The 23,462-nt window shown below is 32.7% G+C and carries 23 protein-coding genes and 1 pseudogene; 13 read left to right on the top strand and 11 right to left on the bottom strand.

Annotation, left to right across the window (positions count from 1 at the left end):
* Both FOF46_RS11465 and FOF46_RS11460 read right to left on the bottom strand, forming a co-directional pair.
* Positions 1 to 377 (bottom strand): annotated as a pseudogene (locus FOF46_RS11465) (hypothetical protein); the annotation flags it as partial.
* The gene (locus FOF46_RS11460) at positions 374 to 607 is read right to left on the bottom strand and encodes a hypothetical protein (protein WP_143916551.1); all 234 of its coding nucleotides are present in this window, start codon (positions 605 to 607) and stop codon (positions 374 to 376) included. The pseudogene FOF46_RS11465 and the gene FOF46_RS11460, both read right to left, overlap by 4 nt.
* Positions 608 to 654: 47 nt before the next feature.
* On the opposite strand from FOF46_RS11460, the gene FOF46_RS11455 reads away from it, so the two are divergent.
* A complete protein-coding gene (locus FOF46_RS11455) occupies positions 655 to 1,032 on the top strand; it encodes a helix-turn-helix domain-containing protein (RefSeq protein WP_143916550.1) in 378 nt (125 codons plus the stop codon).
* Between the two features lie 292 nt (positions 1,033 to 1,324).
* On the opposite strand, the gene FOF46_RS11450 is transcribed toward FOF46_RS11455, so the two are convergent.
* A complete protein-coding gene (locus FOF46_RS11450; protein ID WP_167571805.1) occupies positions 1,325 to 1,801 on the bottom strand; it encodes a hypothetical protein in 477 nt (158 codons plus the stop codon).
* 10 nt (positions 1,802 to 1,811) lie between these two features.
* Positions 1,812 to 1,964, bottom strand: coding sequence for a hypothetical protein (locus tag FOF46_RS31500; RefSeq protein WP_167571804.1), 153 nt, complete (start codon positions 1,962 to 1,964; stop codon positions 1,812 to 1,814).
* A gap of 720 nt (positions 1,965 to 2,684) precedes the next feature.
* Between FOF46_RS31500 and FOF46_RS11445 the strand changes: the two genes are divergently transcribed.
* The 3 genes from FOF46_RS11445 to FOF46_RS11435 all read left to right on the top strand — a co-directional run bounded on the left by FOF46_RS11445 (position 2,685) and on the right by FOF46_RS11435 (position 6,032).
* The gene (locus FOF46_RS11445) at positions 2,685 to 2,987 is read left to right on the top strand and encodes a helix-turn-helix domain-containing protein (protein ID WP_143916548.1); all 303 of its coding nucleotides are present in this window, start codon (positions 2,685 to 2,687) and stop codon (positions 2,985 to 2,987) included.
* Between the two features lie 532 nt (positions 2,988 to 3,519).
* Entirely contained in the window at positions 3,520 to 4,932 is a 1,413-nt protein-coding gene (locus FOF46_RS11440; protein ID WP_143916547.1) for a S41 family peptidase, read from the top strand.
* 65 nt (positions 4,933 to 4,997) lie between these two features.
* The gene (locus FOF46_RS11435; protein WP_143916546.1) at positions 4,998 to 6,032 is read left to right on the top strand and encodes a PorV/PorQ family protein; all 1,035 of its coding nucleotides are present in this window, start codon (positions 4,998 to 5,000) and stop codon (positions 6,030 to 6,032) included.
* 53 nt (positions 6,033 to 6,085) lie between these two features.
* On the opposite strand, the gene FOF46_RS11430 is transcribed toward FOF46_RS11435, so the two are convergent.
* Complete coding sequence (locus tag FOF46_RS11430) at positions 6,086 to 7,777, bottom strand: ABC transporter ATP-binding protein (RefSeq protein ID WP_143916545.1); 1,692 nt, start codon at positions 7,775 to 7,777, stop codon at positions 6,086 to 6,088.
* Positions 7,778 to 7,880: 103 nt separating this feature from the next.
* On the opposite strand from FOF46_RS11430, the gene FOF46_RS11425 reads away from it, so the two are divergent.
* The 5 genes from FOF46_RS11425 (at position 7,881) to FOF46_RS11405 (ending at position 12,359) form a co-directional block, all read left to right on the top strand.
* Entirely contained in the window at positions 7,881 to 9,332 is a 1,452-nt protein-coding gene (locus tag FOF46_RS11425; protein WP_143916544.1) for a HAMP domain-containing sensor histidine kinase, read from the top strand.
* 92 nt (positions 9,333 to 9,424) lie between these two features.
* Entirely contained in the window at positions 9,425 to 10,204 is a 780-nt protein-coding gene (locus FOF46_RS11420; protein WP_143916543.1) for an enoyl-CoA hydratase/isomerase family protein, read from the top strand.
* A 156-nt stretch (positions 10,205 to 10,360) separates the two neighbouring features.
* A complete protein-coding gene (locus FOF46_RS11415) occupies positions 10,361 to 10,924 on the top strand; it encodes a TetR/AcrR family transcriptional regulator (protein ID WP_143916542.1) in 564 nt (187 codons plus the stop codon).
* A gap of 61 nt (positions 10,925 to 10,985) precedes the next feature.
* Positions 10,986 to 11,558, top strand: a complete 573-nt coding sequence (locus FOF46_RS11410; protein ID WP_244299606.1) for a carboxymuconolactone decarboxylase family protein — start codon at positions 10,986 to 10,988, stop codon at positions 11,556 to 11,558.
* A gap of 153 nt (positions 11,559 to 11,711) precedes the next feature.
* A complete protein-coding gene (locus tag FOF46_RS11405; protein ID WP_109436047.1) occupies positions 11,712 to 12,359 on the top strand; it encodes a nucleoid-associated protein in 648 nt (215 codons plus the stop codon).
* Between the two features lie 4 nt (positions 12,360 to 12,363).
* Here FOF46_RS11405 and nadD read toward each other — a convergent pair whose 3' ends face one another.
* The 3 genes from nadD to FOF46_RS11390 are packed head-to-tail and all read right to left on the bottom strand — an operon-like array spanning position 12,364 to position 14,433.
* On the bottom strand, positions 12,364 to 12,945 hold the full coding sequence (gene nadD, locus FOF46_RS11400) for a nicotinate (nicotinamide) nucleotide adenylyltransferase (protein WP_109436046.1): 582 nt from the start codon (positions 12,943 to 12,945) through the stop codon (positions 12,364 to 12,366).
* Positions 12,946 to 13,002: 57 nt separating this feature from the next.
* Positions 13,003 to 13,575: a guanylate kinase gene (gene gmk, locus FOF46_RS11395; RefSeq protein ID WP_109436045.1), complete on the bottom strand. Its 573-nt coding sequence runs from the start codon at positions 13,573 to 13,575 to the stop codon at positions 13,003 to 13,005.
* Positions 13,576 to 14,433, bottom strand: a complete 858-nt coding sequence (locus tag FOF46_RS11390; protein WP_143916541.1) for a YicC/YloC family endoribonuclease — start codon at positions 14,431 to 14,433, stop codon at positions 13,576 to 13,578.
* Between the two features lie 223 nt (positions 14,434 to 14,656).
* Here FOF46_RS11390 and FOF46_RS11385 point away from each other — a divergent pair, with 223 nt between their 5' ends.
* Positions 14,657 to 15,445 (top strand): zinc metalloprotease, encoded by a 789-nt coding sequence (locus tag FOF46_RS11385; RefSeq protein WP_109436043.1) that lies wholly within the window; start codon positions 14,657 to 14,659, stop codon positions 15,443 to 15,445.
* Positions 15,446 to 15,531: 86 nt separating this feature from the next.
* Here FOF46_RS11385 and FOF46_RS11380 read toward each other — a convergent pair whose 3' ends face one another.
* The 3 genes from FOF46_RS11380 to FOF46_RS11370 all read right to left on the bottom strand — a co-directional run bounded on the left by FOF46_RS11380 (position 15,532) and on the right by FOF46_RS11370 (position 19,890).
* Positions 15,532 to 16,077, bottom strand: a complete 546-nt coding sequence (locus tag FOF46_RS11380) for a GNAT family N-acetyltransferase (protein WP_167571801.1) — start codon at positions 16,075 to 16,077, stop codon at positions 15,532 to 15,534.
* A 147-nt stretch (positions 16,078 to 16,224) separates the two neighbouring features.
* A complete protein-coding gene (locus FOF46_RS11375; protein ID WP_109436041.1) occupies positions 16,225 to 16,776 on the bottom strand; it encodes a CopD family protein in 552 nt (183 codons plus the stop codon).
* Positions 16,777 to 19,890, bottom strand: a complete 3,114-nt coding sequence (locus tag FOF46_RS11370; RefSeq protein WP_143916539.1) for a WD40/YVTN/BNR-like repeat-containing protein — start codon at positions 19,888 to 19,890, stop codon at positions 16,777 to 16,779.
* A 315-nt stretch (positions 19,891 to 20,205) separates the two neighbouring features.
* Here FOF46_RS11370 and FOF46_RS11365 point away from each other — a divergent pair, with 315 nt between their 5' ends.
* The 3 genes from FOF46_RS11365 (at position 20,206) to FOF46_RS11355 (ending at position 23,454) form a co-directional block, all read left to right on the top strand.
* Positions 20,206 to 21,219: a helix-turn-helix domain-containing protein gene (locus FOF46_RS11365; RefSeq protein ID WP_143916538.1), complete on the top strand. Its 1,014-nt coding sequence runs from the start codon at positions 20,206 to 20,208 to the stop codon at positions 21,217 to 21,219.
* Between the two features lie 87 nt (positions 21,220 to 21,306).
* The gene (locus tag FOF46_RS11360; protein ID WP_143916537.1) at positions 21,307 to 22,479 is read left to right on the top strand and encodes a PQQ-dependent sugar dehydrogenase; all 1,173 of its coding nucleotides are present in this window, start codon (positions 21,307 to 21,309) and stop codon (positions 22,477 to 22,479) included.
* 36 nt (positions 22,480 to 22,515) lie between these two features.
* The gene (locus tag FOF46_RS11355) at positions 22,516 to 23,454 is read left to right on the top strand and encodes a nuclear transport factor 2 family protein (protein WP_143916536.1); all 939 of its coding nucleotides are present in this window, start codon (positions 22,516 to 22,518) and stop codon (positions 23,452 to 23,454) included.
* Positions 23,455 to 23,462: the final 8 nt, after the last annotated feature.

Genomic DNA, 23,462 nt, shown 5'->3' with positions numbered 1-23,462 from the left:
TGGTGGCTGTATCGCTCATTTACAAAGCTTGTTAACTCCGCAGTAAGTAAATTACTTTCCTGACTGCTCATAGCTAATTTGTAAGATTGTATAAGTGTATCTGGATCACCAAACAGATCACGGTAATTTGTTGGTTTTCTGTTAGGTATTCTTTTTAAATCGTAATAGTAATCATGGTTAATCTTTGCCCATCTCCAGCTTTTTTTGGTGTCTGGTAAAATGTTATGATGACGGTGACAAGGTTGGACAGATTGTTTGTATTTGTTTTTTACTACACGATGAAAATTTTCAGTAAGGTCGCATATAGAAGCAACAAGATTTTGGCTCAGCCAAACAGTATTGTTCTTAACTAATATGTCACCTTGTTGAAATCTCATGCGTTTTCCCCTTCAGACTTTACTAATTCAATTTCATTTAGAGTATTTCTTAATTCAGTTAAAAACTGATAAGCCTTTGATTTTTCATTTTTTACTCCATTTCGCATAATGCGATATATATAATTTGATTTTTTACTTATCCCGTACTTTTGACCTACATAACTAATTTTTATACAGGCTTTCAGTGTTTTAATCTCACTTTCCGTGAAAGAGTTTATTTTTTTTTTCATAGTTTTGCACCAGTTAAGTGGTACAAATATAATCACAATTTGCGAATATGACAAAAATAAAATCACAAAATGCGATTTTAATTTTAGACAGACTTAAGGAACTGTTAGAAATTGATAGCGATTTTAGCCTTTCTGAATATCTTGGGGTTAAGGCGAATACTATTTCGAGCTGGAAAAAAAGAAATTCCTTAGACTATTCACTTATTATCGCAAAATGCGAACATGAGAGTTTTGATCTTAATTATGTTTTTTTAAACAGTAGTAAGGATTTAAAGACTATTAAAAACACTAACGAAAATAGCAAACTTGCTAAAATTGCTTTTGAAAAAGCTGAAAAAAATGAGGAAGTTATAGAAGAGCTAAAATGTCAAATAGAGGGGTTTAAGACTTTACTGAAAATTGATGAGGAACTAAAAAATAAGTAGTCTTAATACTTTATATCAATTTCAAGAAAGTTTATAGGGTAGGAAATAAAACTTTCTTTCTATTTACTAAATTAATCAATTTAAAGATATTACAGAAATCACTTTCATTAAGTCTTTGGACTTATTAATACATTTATAGCAACTTTCAGGGTTTATTATTATATCAACTAACTTTTTTCTTATTCTTAAAAGGTTTGATTTTTTTTCAAATTTTGACATAGTGTCTTGGTTATTTAATACGTACTCCACTTCTCTTTTTAGTTCTCGTATTATTTTACATTTATTCATATTACTATGATATATTATTTTGTTCTATTAAGTTTTCCTTTTTTAATTCTAGTATTTCTTTATCTAATTGTTCCTTTAAGTCAAGTGCGTCATTATAAAATTTCAATCTATTTCTTAAGATTATTAAAAAAACAAGTACAGGTATAGTTACAGGGAGAGAATACCAAAAATCATACTCATCTATATATTCAATATTTTGATTAACAACACCCGTTAATTGAAACAAAAACATTGTTAATGGTATTAATAATACCCATTTCCACCAATGTTTACACGTTAAAAACCAAACGGAAAATGATAATACGAAAGTGAATTTAGTGAAGAAAGCATGTATAAATATTTGTACACTTCGAAAACCTTTGGTTTCCATAGTAAAAGTTAAGAACTGCCAAGAAGTAGTTCCTTTGGGAACAATTTTATAAAGATAAAAAAGAAGTGGTGTCATTGCTAAGACTATAATAACAATAACACCACTAATCAATTTTGTTTTTTTATCCGTTATCTGGAATCTCATATTCATCTTTATCTAATGATTTTATTTCAATTTTATGATCAATATTCTCCTCAGGAACTTCTTCACTTATTGGTTGAACATTACAGCTTACAAAAAAAACTACTAGAAATAATAAAATTACCTTTTTCATGATGATCTAATTTAAAATTTATAACTAGATGCAAAATTAGAACTTATCAAATCAAATATCGAAAGAACTCTTGAAAATCAGTAATTAATAAAATATGGATTATAGTAGTTTTAGATCATATATAATTTTGAAGCAAAAATAATAAAACGAGTACAATAATAATTACGGTTTTACCGCGTATTTATAACAATGTTTTTCAAAAAATAACATCAAATATAATACCAAAAAAAGGACTATTCAATTCGTCAAAAGTTGCAGAAATTGAATTAAACTAAATTGTAAAAAGAAGTTTAAATAGACTAGAAAATAGATGGTCAAAAAACTCACAAAAACACTATTGAAAAGGTTAATAAAAAGGTTAATAAATTCGGATAAAACCAAAAGTGCAAAAAATATAGCTAATGTAGTTAAGGTCTAAGCCTTATAAACACTAAGAAAACAATACAAAAAAAGAGAAACCTTGTTTTATAGCAGTATTAAACTTAATTTTTGGTGTAGATTTAAGTACAATTAGGATTGTTTTAGGTCTAAATGAAGCTTTATAAGCCCTTATTGACACTATGTTTAGACCTAAATTAACATTTTGAGGAAAATAATATTATTAGAGCTTTAAAAATGAATATCAAATTAACATAAATGAACATTTCAACATTTGTTAAGCCCTTTTATTGTTTGTACTTTTGGTTTTGCCCCTCATAAATTATTAGTCAATTATATGAGATGATGGATGAAGAGGAACTGTATAAAAACCCTCTTTTGAGTAGATCAGACCTGTCAAATCGATTAGAAACTAGCGAAAGATATTTATCGCAAATTATAAATCAAGAGCTTAACAAAAGTGTGATTCAATTTGTGAATGAATATCGAATTGAAGCGGCTAAAAACCTATTGCAAAATCCAGTATTTAATAAATATTCTGTTGAGGCGATTGGTATGGAGGCCGGTTTTAAATCTAAAAGTGTTTTTTATAGTACTTTCAAAACCAGTGAAGGAGTATCGCCTGGTGCTTACAGGAAGCTTTAAAAACAGTCCTAATTTATATAATTATCCCGTATTAGGACTTCTACAATTCTAAAATTGCATTTTTATTTTTTTGATTCAGATACTTTTACTTCGGTTAATCAAAAAAACATAATAATGACTAAAATAGTTTTTGCTTCCTTTTTAGCAATGAGTTCTTATTTAGGGTTTTTTCAAAATGAAAAAAACATATCGGTAGGAAAATCAGTTTTGGTATTCAAACAGGATTATTAGGTATATGGGCGCACAATGAATTAAAATTATCAAATCAAATTGCATTACGAAGTGAAATATGTTTTGGAGGTCTTAATACATCAAATATTAAACCTGTGATAGCATTAGAACTTCGTTGGTATTACAATCTAAAAAAACGGCTGATAAAAATAAAAGAATAGATGGCAATATTGGATATCGTTTTTAGCAATTTTCATAATCTTTAAATAGCACAGAATACCGTTTTCTTTGGATCAAGTGTTTTTTGAATAGACGATCAAACGTTACAATTTTCAACTATAATAATTTCAAAAATAAAACTATGATGAATTCATATATCAACATAAAAACAGAAACAATAAAGTATGTTAATGCGTGTTTGCTAATACTCATTTTATTAATTTTTACCGCTTGTCAATCTGATGATGACATGCCTGCTACACCACAAGATTCAACCAATGGATTTTGGTCAATAGCAGATAAAGGTTGGATTTTTGAATTTACCGATGGAAATGATGTGTTTTACAACACAAATGCTGCTGGTTGCTCAATTCAAAACGATGATTTTGTTCTTCAGGATTTCTTTGGATTTGACTTTGATCTTATCAGCGAAAATGAACTTGTTGCCTCTTCAGAATTATCAGATTCTGAAATAAAATTTGTTCGATTACCAAATCAGAATCCAAACTGCCTACCTGATCAAATTTCTGACACAGAAGACCCTCAAGTAAATTTTGATCATTTCTGGAACATCTTTAATGATTATTATGCTTTTTTTGAAACAAGAAATATTGATTGGTCTCAATATGAAGGTTTACGAGATCAAATAACAGCAGAAAATTTTTATGATACTTTAGAAGAGTTAGTCTTTTTATTAGAAGATGGTCATGTAAGTATTACAGATGAAAATAATGCTATTCAAATTGAATCAGGAAATCCTAAATTATATGAAAGATTAAATGCTAACCTAAGTGGAGATCTTATCATAGAGAATGGGGACGATTATGATGCTCTTTTCAATCAAAAAGCGATAACAATAGTATCAAAATATTTAGGAGGAGATTTTGAAATAGATGAGAGAGAGAAGATTATATGGGGGTTGATTAATGATGATGTTGGGTATATTCTTGTTTCGGCCATGGAAGGATATGGAACAAATTTTAATAATGAATTATCTACATTAAATACTGTTTTAGATACGATAATGAATGATCTTAAAGAATCTGGGGTTTCTAAACTAATTCTCGATATGCGTTTTAACGATGGAGGATATGATACTGTAGCTTTAAATATGGTATCCCGTTTTATGGATCAGGAGCGAGTTTCATATTATAAAAAAGCTAGATTAGGTGATGGTTTTACAGAAAATAAACCCTTTTCTGTTGGGCCACGCGGGGATTTTCAATTCACTGGAGATATTGTATTGCTTACAAGCCCTTTTACCATAAGTGCAGCAGAACTTTTTACATTATGCATGAAAGATTTACCGAATGTAACCCTAGTAGGAGAAAATACAAATGGCGCTTTTTCTACTATTCTTACGCATGTATTGCCTAATGGAGCAGAAATAGGATTATCAAACGAAATATATAGTGATGCACAAGGAGAAGTATTTGAAGCTATTGGAATTGGACCTGAAAATCAAGAAAATCGAGTGCCATTTTTGTCAACTATAGATTTTCAAGAAGAAAAAGATAGCGGAATAGAACGTGCTTTTGAATTGCTAAACAATTAGACGGTATCTATGGCGTTGTTTACCTAGAGCGGTAAACTGCTATACGACGTAACGTAACTAAAATTATGAGAAATGTTTTCATATTCACTTTAATATGTTTCGGCTGTCTGTCTGCTCAACAGAATAATGTGACCACAGTAAGAGATGGTTTTATTGGTATTGTAACAGATGGTAGGGCGGCTGGTCAAGGTGATGTTGGGGTAGGAACATCTACCGATGCTTTTTCTCAATTTTGGAATCCTGCAAAACATGTGTTTTCTGATAAAGCATGTGAAATAGGAATTACTCAAGTTCTTGGAAATAACCAAGAGTTTAATGAGCTTAATCAATTAAATCTAAGTTTTTATAATAAACTCGATACCCGCAGTGCCTATGGCTTAGGTTTTCGAGGTTATGCTTATGAAATCAGTAAATTTGTAGCATTCAGAAATAGAACTATTCAAGCCGCTCTAGAATTATCTATAGATGGTTCTTATTCGCTAAGATTGAGTGATACGTTTGCAATGTCGGTTGGGGGGCGTTTCATTTTATTAGAGGATAAAGTTCTTCTTTTAGATGAGTTTAGTGATGTATCAAGTCTATATGGTATCGATGTTTCAGGATTCTATTATGGAAATGAAATAGCATACAAGAAATTTAATGGTAGATGGAGAGCAGGGTTTCATTTTTCCAATTTAAGAGGGAGGTCTTTAAATGACAATAAACCTATTGAAATTTATGCTCCTTCTACTCTAAGTATAGGAACAGGTTTTGACTTTATTTTCAACCAGGAAAAAATACTTGGGATTACTACAGAGTATAAAACATTACTTGATTCATATGTTGAGAATACTAATGGAGAAAACCTTGGTTTTGGTTTAGAAGGCTCGGTAATAGCATTGGGCTTAGAGTTTGCATATAAAGAAAAATTAATAGCAAGAAGTGGTTATTCTCATGGTATAAATCGACTAACAGATTCTTTTGTCTCAATTGGCACTGGTTTCAAAGGAAAATATGTTGATTTAGACGTTGCTAGTTTATTAGGGCTATCAGAAGAAGAGAACCCAATACGAGAAAAGTTACGTGTATCGTTGAGTCTTAATTTAGAAGAAATTTTATAGAGCAGAAGGAGTCGCTATTTTTACTTTGGTTATGATGTTATATGAAAATGTATCTACCTGCTTTTAGGAATTGCCTGTATTAACTTTTTAGTATATTCTTTTTGTGGGTTTTCATATATTGTATCTGCATCTCCTTGCTCTTCTATTTTACCACTATTCATTACCAATAATTGGTCAGACATGTATTTTACCACAGCAAGATCATGAGAAATAAAAATATACGTAAACCCAAAATTATCTTTTAATTCATTTAATAGGTTAAGTACCTGGGCTTGTACAGATATATCCAGTGCACTTACAGATTCATCACATATAATGAGCTTGGGCTGTAAAGCTATGGTTCGGGCAATACCGATGCGTTGTCTTTGTCCTCCGCTAAATTCATGTGGGTAACGGTTAAAATGTTCCTCGCTAAGGCTTACTCGGTTTAGCAATTCTAATACTTTTTCTTTTCTTTCTGCATCATTCTGATATAACTTATGAGCTTGCATAGGCTCCATGATGGCTTTTCCTACGGTAATTCTTGGATTAAGAGATGCAAAAGGATCCTGAAATATAAGTTGGATTTCTTTTCGAAGAGACCTTATTGCAGAGCCTGATAATCGTGTAATATCTTCACCTTTATAAATAATTTGACCTTTATTTGCTCTGTCTAATTGTAAAATGGTATTTCCCAAAGTTGATTTTCCACAGCCTGATTCTCCTACAAGCCCCAGGGTTTCGCCTTCATATAGTTTAAAACTTACATCATCCACGGCTTTAAACTCTGCTTTGCCAAATAACCCTACTTTAGAAAAGTAACTTTTTTCAACATTAAGAACTTCTAATAAAGGTGGATTGCTATATAAGTTTTGATGATTTTGAGCTCGCTTTTCTTTAGTAATCACTTCCCGGTCTTTATCACCATCATCAAGAAAATCGGCTATAGTTGGTAGTTTTCTAAACCTGATATCCATAGGAGGTCTTGCATTAATTAGCGCTTTGGTATATTCTTTTTCGGGATTATGAAATATATTGTGTGTCGTATTGTATTCTACCATTTTCCCTTGATACATGACAAGAACGTGATCTGCTATTTCTGAAACCAGAGATAGATCATGTGAAATAAATAGAACACTCATTTTGTATTCTGCCTGTAAGCTTTTAAGCAACTCAATAATTTCTTTTTGTACAGTAACATCAAGTGCTGTGGTTGGCTCATCAGCAATTAGTAGTTTTGGTTTACACGCAATCGCCATAGCAATCATAATTCGTTGCTTTTGACCACCACTTAATTGATGAGGGTATGAAGTATAAGCACGAACAGGGTCAGGAAGTTTTACCTTATGAAACAAAGAAAGGACCTCGGCTTTTATCTCGGTTTTGGATAAGTCAGTATGTTGATGCAGGATTTCGGCAACCTGTTTTCCACATTTCATAGATGGATTCAAAGAGCTCATAGGTTCCTGAAAAATCATAGCTATCTCATTACCACGAATTGATCTATATTCTTTTTGATTAAGACCAGTTAGAGATTTGCCATCATAATTAATGTCTCCTTTGGTGATATTCGAGATTTTATTGGGGAGCAAACCAAGGATGGCAAGAGATGCTACCGATTTACCACTACCAGATTCTCCTACAACTCCTAAGATCTCGTTTTTTTGAATACTAAAAGATAGATCAAATAGAACTTGATTTTCTTTGTCTTCTGACAAAAAAGAGACGCAAAGATTTTGCACAGAAAGTAATGTAGAATTGTCCATAAAGTAAAAGCTAGGTAAATTTAGGAAATTCGAAGCTTTTTGAGATTTCTTTTTACAACTATTTTGGTGCGATATTTGCTATCTTTATGGTTCAAAAAATAATATGAGGCTACTAAGACTTTCTCTTCGTACACGAATTTTTATCTCGATGACTTTATTGATTTTTCTAGCTTCAATATTGATTGCAGCTGTTACTGTTTATCAATATAAAGAAGAAGCAGAAGAATATCACAGGGAACGTTTAGAAAGAAAAGAAGAACGAATACAAATTGCTATTGATAATGTTTTAAAGAGTACAACATATCCTGTAGAAGAAGATAATATAACCCTTATTTTTAGAGAAAAGAATCGTATTTATCAGATTTCAGAAGAACATTCATTGCCAATTAATATCTATAGTCTTTCTGGTAAGTTATTGATCAAGTCAGAAGCAGCTTTTATAAAAGACACAGTGCAATTGAACTCATTGATTATAGATACACTTTCTTCTCAATTTGATAAGAGATACCTGGTGGAGTCTGAGAGGAATGAGGGGAAATTTTTGACTTCCTATACTTATATTACTGATCGTAAAGCAAAACCATTAGCAATACTTAATCTTCCTTATTTAGAAGATAATGATTTGATTACTAGAGAGTTATTTGAATTTTTAAAGCGTTTAGGGCAAGTATATTTATTAATGCTTTTGATTGCAATTGCATTAGCCTATTTTCTGTCTAAATATATTACAAGATCATTGAAAACAATTTCTGAAACGATTGATCAAACCCGGCTTGATAAACGAAATAAGAGAATCGAAATTGGAGATGCAAGTGATGAAATCTACTCTTTGGTGAATGCGTATAATAGCATGATTGATGAGTTAGAAGAAAGTGCTGTCATGTTGGCTAAAAGCGAAAGAGAAGCAGCATGGAGGGAAATGGCAAAACAAGTAGCGCATGAAATCAAAAATCCATTAACACCGATGCGGTTAACTGTTCAGAGTTTTCAACGAAAATTTGATGCTAATGATCTTAATATTGATCAGAAAATACAGGAATATAGCGATACCTTAATTCAACAGATAGATACAATGAGTTCTATAGCTTCTGCATTTTCTAATTTTGCGCAGATGCCTGCTCAAAAAAGTGAAACTCTGGATGTAGTAAAGATTGTAGGATTGGCATTAGATATATTTAACGAAGGATATATTGTTTTCCCTTCAGAAAAAGAAAAAATTATAGCAGAATTCGATAGAACCCAACTTATAAGAGTAGTTACCAATTTGGTAAAAAATGGAATACAGGCAATTCCAGAAGATCGTACTCCAAAAATTATTGTGGATGTTTTTACCGACGGAAATGATGTGGTAATTACTGTTGCAGATAATGGAATCGGAATTAATGAAGAAAATAAAAAGAAGGTTTTTGAACCCAAGTTTACAACAAAGACAAGCGGAATGGGATTAGGTTTAGGAATGGTAAAAAATATTGTGGAAACCTATAATGGAAGTATTACCTTTACCTCTCGGGAAGAAAAAGGAACTGTTTTTAAAGTCAGGTTTCCCAAGGAGTAAATCAAAAAGCCTCTCACAACGGTAAATTTTGAAATAATTTAATTTATACAACAATTATAGTCTCGTAAATGCGAGAAAGAAAATAACTTTTTATGTACACTAATATTCTCACATCTCAAAACAAAGGAATTACAAGGATTACAATAAATCGTCCATCAAAATTAAATGCACTTAATAAAGAAACAATACAAGAATTACATGCTGCTTTTAGAGTAGCTGATCTTGATGCTGATACCAAAGTTATTATTGTTACCGGAAGTGGAGAAAAAGCTTTTGTAGCCGGAGCAGATATCAGTGAATTTGCTGATTTTTCTGTTGCCGAAGGAGGAAAACTGGCAGAAAAAGGTCAGGAAGTATTGTTTGACTTTGTTGCGAATCTTTCTACACCTGTAATTGCAGCTGTCAATGGTTTTGCATTAGGAGGTGGATTAGAATTAGCAATGGCTGCGCATTTTAGAATAGCCAGCGACAATGCAAAAATGGGACTACCAGAGGTTTCTTTAGGAGTGATCCCGGGATATGGCGGTACGCAGCGATTACCACAATTGGTTGGTAAAGGTAGAGCTATGGAAATGATCATGACAGCAGGAATGATTGATGCTAATCAAGCATCACAGTATGGTTTGGTTAATCATGTTACCAGTCAGGAAGAATTAATACCATTAGCCGAAAAACTGGCAGGAAAAATTATGAGAAACTCTTCTGTGGCTATTGGTGCAGCGATCAAATCGGTAAATGCCGCATACGAAGATGGAGTGAATGGATTTAAAATGGAAATCGAACAGTTTGGTAACTGTTTTGGTACCGAAGACTTTAAAGAAGGAACTACAGCTTTTCTTGAAAAACGTAAAGCAGACTTTCCTGGGAAGTAGTTAGTTTATTAAGATAATAAACATATGACCCCTATAGATTTTATCTGTAGGGGTTTGTACTTTTAGGATACAAGAAAAGACACTATTGGTTTTTATTTGTGGAATTATTTTTTTATTTCTAAGCAATTGATTAGTTTTGAATCATAAAATAGGTTTTTGGCAAGAAGAAAAGAATATAAGGAAGAAGAAGTAATAGAAAAAGCGATGCAGCTTTTTTGGAGAAATGGCTATGAGACTACTTCTGTGCGAATGTTGGAGAAAGAAATGGGGATTAACCAATTTTCTGTCTATGCTAGTTTTGGCAATAAACAAGGAGTGTTTTTAGAAAGTATAAAATGTTATAAGAAAAAAGCACAATTTGAACTCATTGATAGATTAGATAACTCTGATGGAGTAGAAGGAATAAAACAATATTTCTATAATTTTATTGAATTTTCAAAAGATAAGAATAGCAATAAAGGATGCTTGCTTACTAATACAGTAAATGAACTCGGGGAGAATGCAGATACATTAATTATGTCAGAAATTGTAAAATTTGCTACAAATGTTAAGGAGTCTTTTATAAATAAATTAAGCTTTAATTCTCAAAAGGATAAGGTTACAATAGATAAACAGGCAAATTATCTTATGGTAGCATTACAAGGGTTATCTGTAGCATCAAAAATGTTTAATGCAAAACAGTTGGATGACTTTATTGAAGTTACATTCAAAAACGTGTAAGTTTTTTTTATACCAAAACTAAGCAATTGCTTAGAAATATTAATTTAAATTTTTTAGTACCATGAACACATTAAAAACAATGACTTTAGAACCAAAAACAATCGAAAATGCAGATGGAGTTTCGAGTAAAATACTGGAGAATACAGAAAAAAAACTAGGTTTTATTCCCAATATGTACTTAGGTATGGCAAATAACCCTGCGTTATTAGATAGTTATGTTGCAGGGTATAATTCATTTAGGGCAAATTCTGGTTTTACTCCGCAAGAACAAGAGGTTGTATTGCTGTCTGTTGCCTTTGAAAACGGCTGTGAATACTGTATGGCAGCACATAGTTTTGTAGGAGATCATATGACCAATGTGCCTGCAGAAGTAACCAATGCAATTCGTGATAATGCTGAAATACCAGATGATAAATTGAAGGCATTAAGTTTGTTTACAAAAATCGTTACTTCAACAAGAGGATTACCCTTACAAACAGATATTGATAGTTTTCTAAGTGCTGGTTATACCGAAAAACATATTCTTGGTGTTATCACGGCGGTGGGTATTAAGACAATGAGTAACTATTTTAATCATATTTTTAATACGGTTGTTGATGATGTTTTTAAAGATCGGGTATGGAAAAAAGCATAGTATAAGATCTAAAAGTATATACAGATAATGAATAAAAAGCACAACTTTTAAGAGTTGTGCTTTTTTTGCTTCAAGTAATATTATTTGTTTTTCTTCATAAATGTAAACGGTCAACTATAGATTTTGTATTTTTATCTATATACTTTTAAGACGATGAAAGCATTATATAGGAACCCAATAGCAATAATTCTCATCATACTTGCTATTGGAAGTTTTATCTATTTTGAAGAACAGTTGCCGGCTATTGATCTTTCTCATTTGACTCCAGGAAATGTAATGGCCATGCTTGGTTATATATCGGTAATTATGCTGGTTGTAGAACAGTTTATTGAGATCTTTGTTGATGACCCTAATCAGAAAGTAAAAATACAATGTAAAGATCGTATTACTGATATTAACAAGTTTCTGGAGCGTTTAAATAATCCAATTGATGTTGCCGCATTGACAGATCCAGAATCTACCGAAGAAAAACCTGAGTCTGCAGAAGTGGCAAAAATGATGAAAGAAAAAAAAGAATTAGAGGAGTTTCTAATGACAAGAGGATTAAAAAGACAAAGAAGAACAACGATTATTGCATTTGCGATAGGGTTAATTCTTTCTTTTTCTGGGTTACGACTTATGGCTGGAATAGTATTTAATGGCCCAGAGACAGAATTGTCTAGTATTCAAATTACGATTATTCAATCTATTGATATTGTTCTTACAGCTGGGATTATAGCGGGAGGTAGTGGTAGAGTACATCGACTTATGAAAAGAATAAAAGAGACTATGGGAGGAGGTTCGTCTATAAATAGCTTATAACGATTTATTTATAAAAATTCATTTCATCGATATATTCCCATACAGAAATGGGAAGTAACGGTTTTACATTTTTATTATTTGCAATAGAGTTACGTATAAATGTAGAAGAAATCTCCATAATAGGAGCTTTAATACGTTGAATTTTTGGATGATCCTTAAATTGAGATTCTACATTCCCTTCTGCAATACGAGGATATATATAGATGTTATGATTTTCTAGGATGACATCATAATTTTTCCATTTATGAAAACTCTTTAAATTATCTTCACCCATAATGAGATGAAATTGATCTTCTGGGTATTTTTCCTGCAAATGAGCTAGAGTATATACCGTATAATTAGGTTGAGGTAAACCAAATTCGATATCGCTGGGTTTTAGTTTTGGATATAACTCAGTAGCACGATATACCATCTCATAACGATGATGATTATCCAGTAAGGAACTTTTCTTTTTATGTGGATTATGAGGAGTCACTACCATCCAGATTTCATCGAGATCAGAGAATTCAGCCATGTGATTAGCAATGGCTAAATGACCTATATGAATAGGGTTAAATGTCCCGAAATATAATCCTATATTCTTCATTGAAAAAGCTCTTCTTTTATTCACTTTTTGAAGAGCATCAGTTTAGTTTATTGTAAATTACTTCAAAAGAAACTTTCTCACTAATTGAGAGACTTCTTCTTTTGCTTTTTCAAGATCATCATTGGTAACTATAGCATCAAATTGTGGAGCAGTTGCCATTTCTGTAGAGGCTTTAGCGACCCTCATATTGATCTTATCTTCAGATTCTGTTTTACGTTTTTTAAGACGAATTTTGAGTTCTTCAATACTTGGAGGCTTTACAAAAATTGCTAAAGTACGATCTGGATAGATTCTTTTGATATCTAAACCACCAACGACATCAATATCAAAAATTACATGTTTACCACTATCCCAAAGTCGCTGCACTTCGGTTTTTAAAGTTCCGTAAAAGTTATCCCGATAGACTTCTTCCCATTCTAGAAATTCATCAGCTTTGATTTTGTTTTTGAATTCTCTTAAGGATAAAAAATAATAATCTTTCCCATGAATTTCAGCTCCACGAGGTTCTCGGGAAGCAGCAGAAATTGAAAATCCAAGATTTAATTCCTCTTGATTAAGTAAATATTTAACTAAAGTAGTTTTTCCACTTCCAGAGGGTGCCGAAAGTACAATAAGTTTACCTTGGCTCATTTACAATACATTTAGCAATTGTTCTTTAATTTTTTCGAGTTCATCTTTCATCTGAACCACCAATTGTTGCATAGGTGCGTAGTTAGATTTACTACCAATAGTATTGATCTCACGACCTATTTCCTGAGTTATAAACCCTAGTTTTTTACCATTAGAATCGGCAGAATTTAATGTGATAGCAAAGTATTCTAAATGATTTGCTAATCTCACTTTTTCTTCAGTAATATCGAATTTTTCAAGATAATAAATCAATTCTTGCTCAAAACGATTTTGATCTACCTCTTCTTTTAGATCAGAAACAGCTTTTTGTAATTTTTCTCTTACGGCAGTCATACGTTCCGGATCAATTTGTATTACCTTTTCTAGTAATTCACCTATGTTTTTGATACGAAGGTTAAAATCTTTTTCTAATGCTTTTCCCTCATCATTTCTATAGGATTCTATTTCTACAAGTGCTGTATTAAGAGCATCGGTTATGGCTTTAAATTCCTCTTCATTAATTTGTTCACGTTCAGTTTTTAAGGCATCTGGCATTCGAACAGCCATTTTTAACAATTCTGTAGTATCACCTTGATGTACATTGGATAGTTGCCTGATGTACTCTTTTACAATAGCCTCGTTAACTTTATTTGATGTTTCTTCACCAGTAGCTTCTACATATAATCCAAAATCAACTTTACCTCTAACCAAAGTTTTTGCTATGGTATTTCTCATCTGGAGTTCCTTTTCACGGTATTGTGAAGGAATTCGAGCATTAAGGTCTAGGTTTTTGCTGTTGAGTGATTTAACCTCTATAGTGATTTTTTTTGTAGGAAGTTGTAGAACCGACTTCCCAAAGCCTGTCATGGATTTGATCATAGAATTATGCTAAAAAGTTGCACGAAGATAATGAAAAGTCTTAACAACGACACCCTAACACATAAAACCAAATTTTATACACCTGACCATCATTATTTTTTCTCTTAACTAAGAATCAAGAATTAAATACAAATTAGCCTAAAATGTTAAATATGTAACAATTTAGTTGTTTTAGTATCAGTGTTTTAATAATTTCAACATTCAACTTAAATATATACAAATTATGAAAACTTTTAAATTAGCTATGCTGATAGTTATTGCTATTGGTATGACAAGATGTTCTAGTGATGTTGACAATGATGTTCAACAAGACAGTACAATTACTCAACAGGATATATCTTCCGAAATTTTATCAAAATTACAGAGTATGGGATTTGATATGGATAAAACATCCGTTACATCCACTAAAGGAGGATATATTGTAGATGGAGATATTTTCTTCACCGAAGAAACACTAAAAGAAGATAACTACCAAAAACAAGCTTTTTTTGGTATTGTTAATTGTAACAGAGCAGGTAATATTCGTATTCAGAATGCTTTGGGTAATAATGCCGCAGGAAGAGGATTTCAAAGAGGTATTAACTTGTGGAATAGGGTGAATAATACAACGCTTCGATTAGTAGAAGTTACCTCTAATCCTGATATTCTCGTCCGTTTGGCAAGACCTGGTGAAATAGGTGGTTGGGGTCTAGGAGAGTTTCCTACCAATGGAGTAGAAGGAGGTCTGATTATTTTGAATCTTAATGAACCTAGTATTGATGGAGATCCAGTAACGGCTAGAGAATGGGGTAATATATTAACTCATGAAATTGGACATAATATCGGGTTTCTTCATGCAGAACAAGGGTTTTTTGGAACACAGGTGCCTGGAACACCTAATAATGATACTAGTTCGATTATGACTTCTGGATCAAATCCTAGTGTGGTTTTTAATGCAAACAATGTTTCTGTAAACGATCGTAGGGCTGTAAGAAGAATGTATAGCAATAGAAGTAACAGGTTATGTAGATAAAATAAGTAATGCACTTATAAATTAAGAGGCTGTCTAAAAATAATTAGGCAGTCTTTTTGTTATCACATCTTGAGAAAAAAGTAACCTCAAAGATTAATAATCATTGTAACCTTATCTATATATTTTTCCTCTTCAAGAAAGAAATTCTCAATAAATCCAGATTCCTTGAATCCCATTTTCTTATATAATCTAATACCAGGAAGATTCGTAGCATAAACTTCTAACCAGAGTAGTTTTAATAGGGTATTTTGTGTTGACCATGTCAATACATTTTGGAGCAATAAAGTACCGATTCCTTGATTTTGCCATGCTGTATGTATACCCATACCAATCATGGCAGTATGCTCCATTTTTTTTCTCCAACTGCCTGTAAGATCAATGTTTCCGATTATATTTCCATTATTCTCTGCAATAAGTAGTAAGCAATTAGGATTCTTTTTTAGGCGTTGAATTAATGCTCCTTCTTCTTCTATGGTATTAGTGTATTCATAATCGAATAAGGGTATAGTATCTGTTTCTTTAAGATATTGACGTTTAAGATCTAATAACTTTTGGGCATCTTCTGGAGTAGCTTCTCGAATGACTACAGATTTTCCTGATTTGGTCTGATATGTTTGTGGAATAAAATTCAAGATACTTGCGATTTTACTTTGATTATTTTCTTGGGTGTTCGGGCCAGGCTATTCGTTTTATCTTTTTTTGCTTGTATACTTCGACAAGCTCAGTATGACAAGAAAAAAAGGATGCCACTTCTATCCCTAACGCAGTTTTAATTTGTACTAAGCCTCAGGGTTTTTATCCCTGATTCTTTTGTAAAGTTTGATTCCCATCATAAGTAATATAGATAGAGATATGATTGAGATGACGCCATAAATCCAGTTAACAGCATCTCTGACAACGACGAGAAAAATTACTGAAAAAAGTATAATTGTAGAGCCCTCATTCCACATTCGCATTTGATTAGAAGACCATTTTATGATATCATTTTGAAGCTGTTTGTAGATATGATGACATTTAAGATGATAAAGGATGAGTAATACCACAAAACCTAACTTAACATGCATCCATGGTTGCTCTAGCCAGCCAGGCATTAAAACCAGTAACCAAATTGCAAATAAAGTGGCTAAGATAGAAGAAGGCCATGTGATGATAAACCAAAGACGTTTGGCCATTAGCTTAAGTTGATTTCCCAGAATTTCTTTATCAGGAGATGGTTTTTGCGAAGCCTCGATCTGATATACAAATAGTCTGGGTATATAAAATAACCCTGCAAACCATGTAATCACAAAGATGAGGTGCAGGGATTTTATGTAATTATAATATTCGAGCATTTATTTTTCTACAAAAAGATAATTAAGTTGCAAGGTATTGAACTCTGTATTAAAACTTTTAATTTCTTCAGAAATTAATTTGTCAAAAGCGCTCAATTGCTCATCAATCTTTTTGGTAAGTTCATTTTTTACAGCGATATCCTGTTCTGTAGGTCCAAAATCTCCCATACCAACTAACGAATTAAGATGACCAAGCTTATTGGTCAGCTTAATAGGAAAATTTAATGGATCTTGATTACTTTTATTCTTTGTTTGATATAAAGCTTTTTCGATCTCACCAAATTGTTTTTGTAATTCTGAAGCCTTTTTTACCAAATCTTTTGTTGATTCATTATCCTTATACTGCGTTGCAAATGCTTTTAGTTGCTTATTTATTTTTTTGATTTTCTTTATAGATTTATGAGCTCTGTCTACAGTTTTGTTTACACTGGTGATGAAATCAAATTGAGACTGCATTTGTTGCACGGTAGACTCTGCTCTGGGATCAGCTAAAATGGTAAAAGATTTTCTTGATGCTTCTTTGCCATTTATAGTAAGGCTAACTTTATAATTGCCAGGAACGGCTTTTGGCCCATTAAGATTAGCCCACCATAAGATCATACCATCTAATTTTTCTGCTCCATCCCCTCTCATATTCCAAGCAAACATTTGAGCTCCTTTTTCCTCTATTTTTAATTGATTTTTTTTCTCTTTTGCTTTTGTACTAAAGGATTTTATGGTGTCATTTTTAGTATTAAAATAAGTCAACGAGATGGTATCTTTTTCTTTATCATAATTTTTAAGATAGAAATAGGTCATCACTCCTGCAGGATGATTGGTACCTTCTGTTTTAGAGTCTTTAATACTTCCGCCACTCATTCGATACGAATCTTTTGGCTTGTATAAAATGTGATTTTGAGTCTTTATCGTATTATTTAATTGATGTAATACAGTAAGATCATCTATAATCCAAAGGCTTCTTCCTTGAGTAGCCACAATCAGGTTGTTATCTTTGATCGTTAAATCAGTGATGGGAACAATTGGTAAATTAAGCTGTAAAGATTGCCATGCTGCTCCGTCATTAAAAGAGATATACATACCGGTTTCGGTACCAGCATACAGTAATCCTTTTTGTTTAGGGTCTTCACGAAGTACGCGGGTAAAATGCTCGCTTTTGATTCCATTAGTAATTTTGGTCCATGATTTCCCATAATCTGTAGTTTTATAGAGATATGGGGCAAAGTCACCAGATTTATATTTGGTTCCTGCAATATAACAGGTTCCTTCAGCAAAAGCACTAGGCTCAATACTATTGATCATCATCCATTCGGGCATTCCCTTTGGTGTAACATTATTCCATGTAGCACCTCCATCTTGGCTTATATGAATCAATCCGTCATCACTTCCAACCCAAAGCAATCCTTCTTTGATTGGACTTTCTGCAGCAGCAAATATTGTACAATAATATTCTACAGAAGTATTGTCTTGTGTAATGGGTCCTCCAGATGATTTTTGCTTGTCAGGATCATTTCTGGTAAGATCTGGACTGATTACTTTCCAGCTTTGTCCTTCGTTTTCAGTGACATGCACACGATTAGAAAACGTATATAATTTGTTTGGATTATGCTTTGAGAATAGTATCGGGAAGTTCCATTGGAAACGATACTTCATATCTTCTGCTCCATGTCCCATAGGATTGTCTGGCCATACGCTAACAGATCGAACGGTTTCTGTTCTGTGGTTTATGCGTGTCAGAAATCCATCATAGCTTCCGCCATATACAACGTCATTATCTTTGGGGTCAACTGCGATATGAGCTGATTCTCCGCCAGCTGTTCTTTCCCAGTCATTTTCTGATATAGATCGACCTGTGCTTCTATGCTTGATTCTTATTGTAGAATTATCTTGTTGTGCTGCGTAAATTCTATACGGAAAGCTATTATCTGTGGTAACTCTATAAAATTGAGAAGTTGGTTGGTTATGATAAGTACTCCAGGTTTCTCCTCCGTCGTAAGTAATTTGTGCACCACCATCATCACCTATAACCATACGTTTTGGATTTTCTGGAGCAATCCAAAGATCATGATGATCTCCATGTGGCGCGCGATAACTACTAAAATTTTTACCACCATCTTTACTCTTGTGATAAGAAACGTTTACCACATACACCACATCTATATCCTGTGGGTCGGCATAGATACGGCTATAGTACCAGGCACGTTGACGTAAGCTTCTACTACTATTCAATTGTTTCCATGTATCACCACCATCATCACTGCGATACACACCACCTTTTTCTTTATTTTCTACTATGGCCCAAACACGTTCGCTATTTACCGGCGAAACCGTTATTCCCATGATACCTAGGGTATCCTTGGCGAATCCTTTATTTTTCGAAATCTCGTTCCATGTTTTTCCACTATCCGTACTTTTCCACAACGCAGAACCATTTCCTCCAGAGCTTAAACTATATGGTGTTCTTCTGGCGTTCCAGGTAGAAGCATATAGAATCCTTGGATTATTAGGATCTAACGTTAAATCTACAGCACCCGCATCTTGATTTGCGAATAGTATTTTATTCCATGTTTTACCACCGTCATTACTTTTATATACTCCTCGATCCTCTGTAGGTTTATATATATTTCCTAAAGCCGCGGCATATACGATATCTGGATTAGTAGGATGTATACTTATTCTAGGAATATGTCTACTATTAGGCAAGCCAGCTTGTACCCATGTTTTTCCTGCGTCAACACTTTTCCAAACCCCGTATCCAGAGGATACATTACCACGCAACGTTTTTTCTCCACCACCCACATAAATTACATTTGGGTCACTTTTGGATACAGCGATCGATCCAATAGACCCTCCAAAGAAACCATCAGAAATATTTGACCATGTACGACCACCATCGGTAGTTTTCCATACTCCACCACCAGTAGCGCCAAAATAGAATAAATTGGGTTTTCCCGAAACTCCGGTTACAGCAGAACTACGTCCGCCTCGAAAAGGTCCAATTAGTCTATATTCCAGAGCATCATATAGCTCTTGATTATAAGATTGAGAATTGATTGTGAAAATACTTCCAAAAGCAAAAAACAGAATACAAATTGCCTTAGTAAAATGTGAGTACATGTGAGTTGTGTTTTAGTTGAAAAATACCTTAGAGTATGTTTAAAAACCTTATTTCTTGAAAACTACTATTTTGAAAACTATGACTTTGTTTCAAAAACTTCAAATATCTCGATATGCTCAGCATTTGAAACTTCATCAAAACCTCAAACTATTCATTTTCAATTCATATTCTTTTTAAACATACTCTTAGCACTTTTTAGAAAAATTGTAATAAGTAGATTTGATGGGGCACTAAAGTCTGGAATTAAAAATTATTCCAAAAGATTTTCACGTAATTTTAACCTTACCTTATAAGATCATTCCTAATTTTGAAATATGGTCAAAGATGGTTTTATACTTGTTTTAAGCTGTTTGGGTTTAGCCCAAGCTCTATTCTTGTGTTTTTATTTGTTTACCCTTAAAAAAGGAAACAGAAAAGCCAATACATTTCTGGCATTTGTATTATTGGGATTAACCATAAGAATTACCAAATCGGTTTTTAATAATTATATGGTTCTTGATCCCTGGTATCGCAATCTTGGTATTTCAGGAATTTTATTGTCTGGTCCGTTTTTATGGTTTTATGGAAAAGCACTTCTAAACAAAAATGCCGTTTTTTCAAAGCTACATTATCTACACCTGATTCCGTTTGTACTTTTTGTTCTATGCAGTAAATTGATTCCCAATGTCAAAAATTTCGAATCCTACTTAAGTTATGGATTGGTAGTCTTTCATCTGGCCATTTATCTTATTTTATCTTGGACTTACATTTATAAAAGAAGGAAAGTCGCTAATCCTCAACTTTTAAAATGGTATCGTACGATTGTAATCGGAGCTTGTCTTATCTGGTGTTTTTATCTAAGTAATTTTATAGGATTCATCCCCTTTTATATTGGAGGAGCTATTCTTTATTCTATATTGGTTTATGGTTTTTCCTATTTATTATTAAAAAGACATGTTTTTGCATTAGAAAAATATAGCAAATCAACGATTGATCGTACCGCTTCAAAAAAATTACTTCAGCAAGTAAAGGAGATGTTTGAAGATCGGGAAGTGTATCTGAATCCAAGGATTTCACTACAAACCATAGCAGATAAACTATCGGTTACTGCCAGAGAATTATCTCAGGTGATTAATGAAAATGAGCAAAAAAACTTTTCAGAATTTGTAAATCATTATCGAATAGAAAAAGCCAAGACTTTACTGATTAACCCCAATTATGCATTAGAGAAAATGGCTACTATTGCATATGATTGTGGTTTTGGTAATGTAACTTCTTTCAATTTGGCTTTTAAATCTGAAACTGGACGCACTCCTTCACAGTACAAAAATCAATTTAGTACGATTTAAGATCTTTTTCGTTTTAAAGATCATGATTTTTAAAGGTTTTTAATAGCATCTTTTGGATTTTGCGGTCAGAATTCAAAATCAAAAAACATGAACAGAGTAATCCTCTTATTGCTTTTAGGAACACTAAGTTGTAGTAAAGTCGAAAAACCTATTCAGACTATTTCTTCAAAAACATCTCCTGTAAAAGAAACTATAATTGATAGTCTTAATCATCCATGGAGTATTGCTTTTTTATCAGAAGATGAAGTTTTAGTATCCGAAAAAGATGGAGGTCTTTTAAAAGTAAATTTAATTTCTAAGAAGAAAGAAATCATAAAAGGATTTCCCAAAGACCTTACTGATAGTCTAAGAGTAGTGTACAGAGGAGATAATTCGGGTATTTTTGAAGTGGTATTAGATCCAGATTTCAATAGTAACAAACATATTTACCTTTCTTATGCAGCCAAACAAAAAGGCAAAGGAAGTGCTACCAAAGTGGTTCGTGCTGTACTGGAGAATGACTCTTTAATCAATATTAAAACCTTACTAGAAGCTGGACCTTTTACAAGAGAATATTTTCACTACGGAGGAGGAATGACATTTGGTTCTGATCATAAGCTATACATTACAATGGGAGAGCGATTGTTTAAAGAAATTGATGAACCCAAAATACCAATTGCTCAGGATGTAACAGACAAACGAGGTAAAATCTATAGAATAAATTCTGATGGAAGTATCCCAAAAGATAATCCAGATTTTGGTGCAACAGCTATTCCGGGTATTTATGCAGCGGGAATTAGAGCAGCACAAGGAATAACAGTACAACCAGAAACTGGAAATATTTGGTTTAGCGAACATGGTACTCGTCAGGGCGACGAAATCAACTTGTTAACTCCGGGAGCAAATTATGGATGGCCAATCATTACTACTGGTGGTTATCGAAGTCGGGATTATGTTCCTCCCAGACTTGAAGGAGTGTCCTTTACAGATCCTGTTTGGTACTGGAAACATACCGTGGCTCCAACCGGACTTATGTTTTATACGGGAGATGAATTTCCAGAATGGAAAAATGATTTATTGGTTCCAGGACTATCTGGAGGTAGCCTTTGGCGATTTAGAATAGAAAATAAAAGTATAAAAAGTGCAGAAGAATTATTTGTTGATGATAGAGTGCGCTCAAGAAAAATAGCGCAAAGCCCAAATGGAAAACTCTATATGTTGACCGATGAAGATCAAGGTAAGATAGTACGGATAAAGAATAGTGTCACTATTCATGAATGATTTCCAATCAAATTTGTGTGTAACTAAAATTTAGAAATGAAAAAAATAGCTTTTATATTACTATTAATTGTGCAGGTTTCCTTAGCACAAGAAAAAAATAAAATTGACAATTATACTGTTCAACGTCTATTGATTTTTAATGAAAACAATGAAGTCTTATTACAAAATAATGAATATGGGTGGTCTACACCAGGGATAAGGAATAATACAAGACAATCTATTAAAGAATCACTTGATAGTTTAGCTTCCAAATTTGGATTAAAAATATCAGAACATCAACTAAAGGGACTTTTTACATATAAATATGAATTTAAGAATGAAGTATCATATCGTAGTCATTATTCTGCAAAGATGAATGGAGGTATATTGAAAACACCATCAGATATGAAGCAAGCAGAGTGGTTTTCTATTTCAGAGGCTATAGAAAAGATATCTAATCCTAAAACAGGAGTATCCGTAAGATCTTTTTCTGAAATGACTACTCAAATATTTAAATTTCCAGAAATGTTATGGGGAGGCTCATACTTACTTTATCAGGACGCTAATGGTGTCGTGAGAGATCGTAAGGTTTTAGAACCAATATATCCTTTGGGTAAAACTTCTTTTGAAATCAATGAAGAAGATCAAATTAGAACTACAATCAATGCGTATCTTGAAGGGACTTCATATAATAAAACAGAATCTATTAAAGAGGCTTTTTATGCAGAAGCAAATTTGTTCCTCACGCATAAAGACAAAAAACTATGGATCGTACCTATACAAGAGTATGCATCTTGGTTTGAAAAGAAAGAAGAAGGCAAATTTAATGGACGAATTGGAAAAATATTATCTATAGATCAAGAAAATGATATTGCGATGGCAAAAGCCGAAATTAAGGCTGAAGGAAAAGACATACGATATGTGGATATTTTTTTGCTAAAAAAAATTGAAGGAGAGTGGAAGATTATTAGTAAAGCTGCAACAAAAACGAACTAAAACAAAAA

It is taken from the genome of Aquimarina algiphila, from assembly GCF_007489275.1.
GTDB lineage: Bacteria > Bacteroidota > Bacteroidia > Flavobacteriales > Flavobacteriaceae > Aquimarina > Aquimarina algiphila.
Note: the sequence above shows the minus strand (reverse complement) of the source record. Positions and strands in the feature narration are given on the sequence as shown.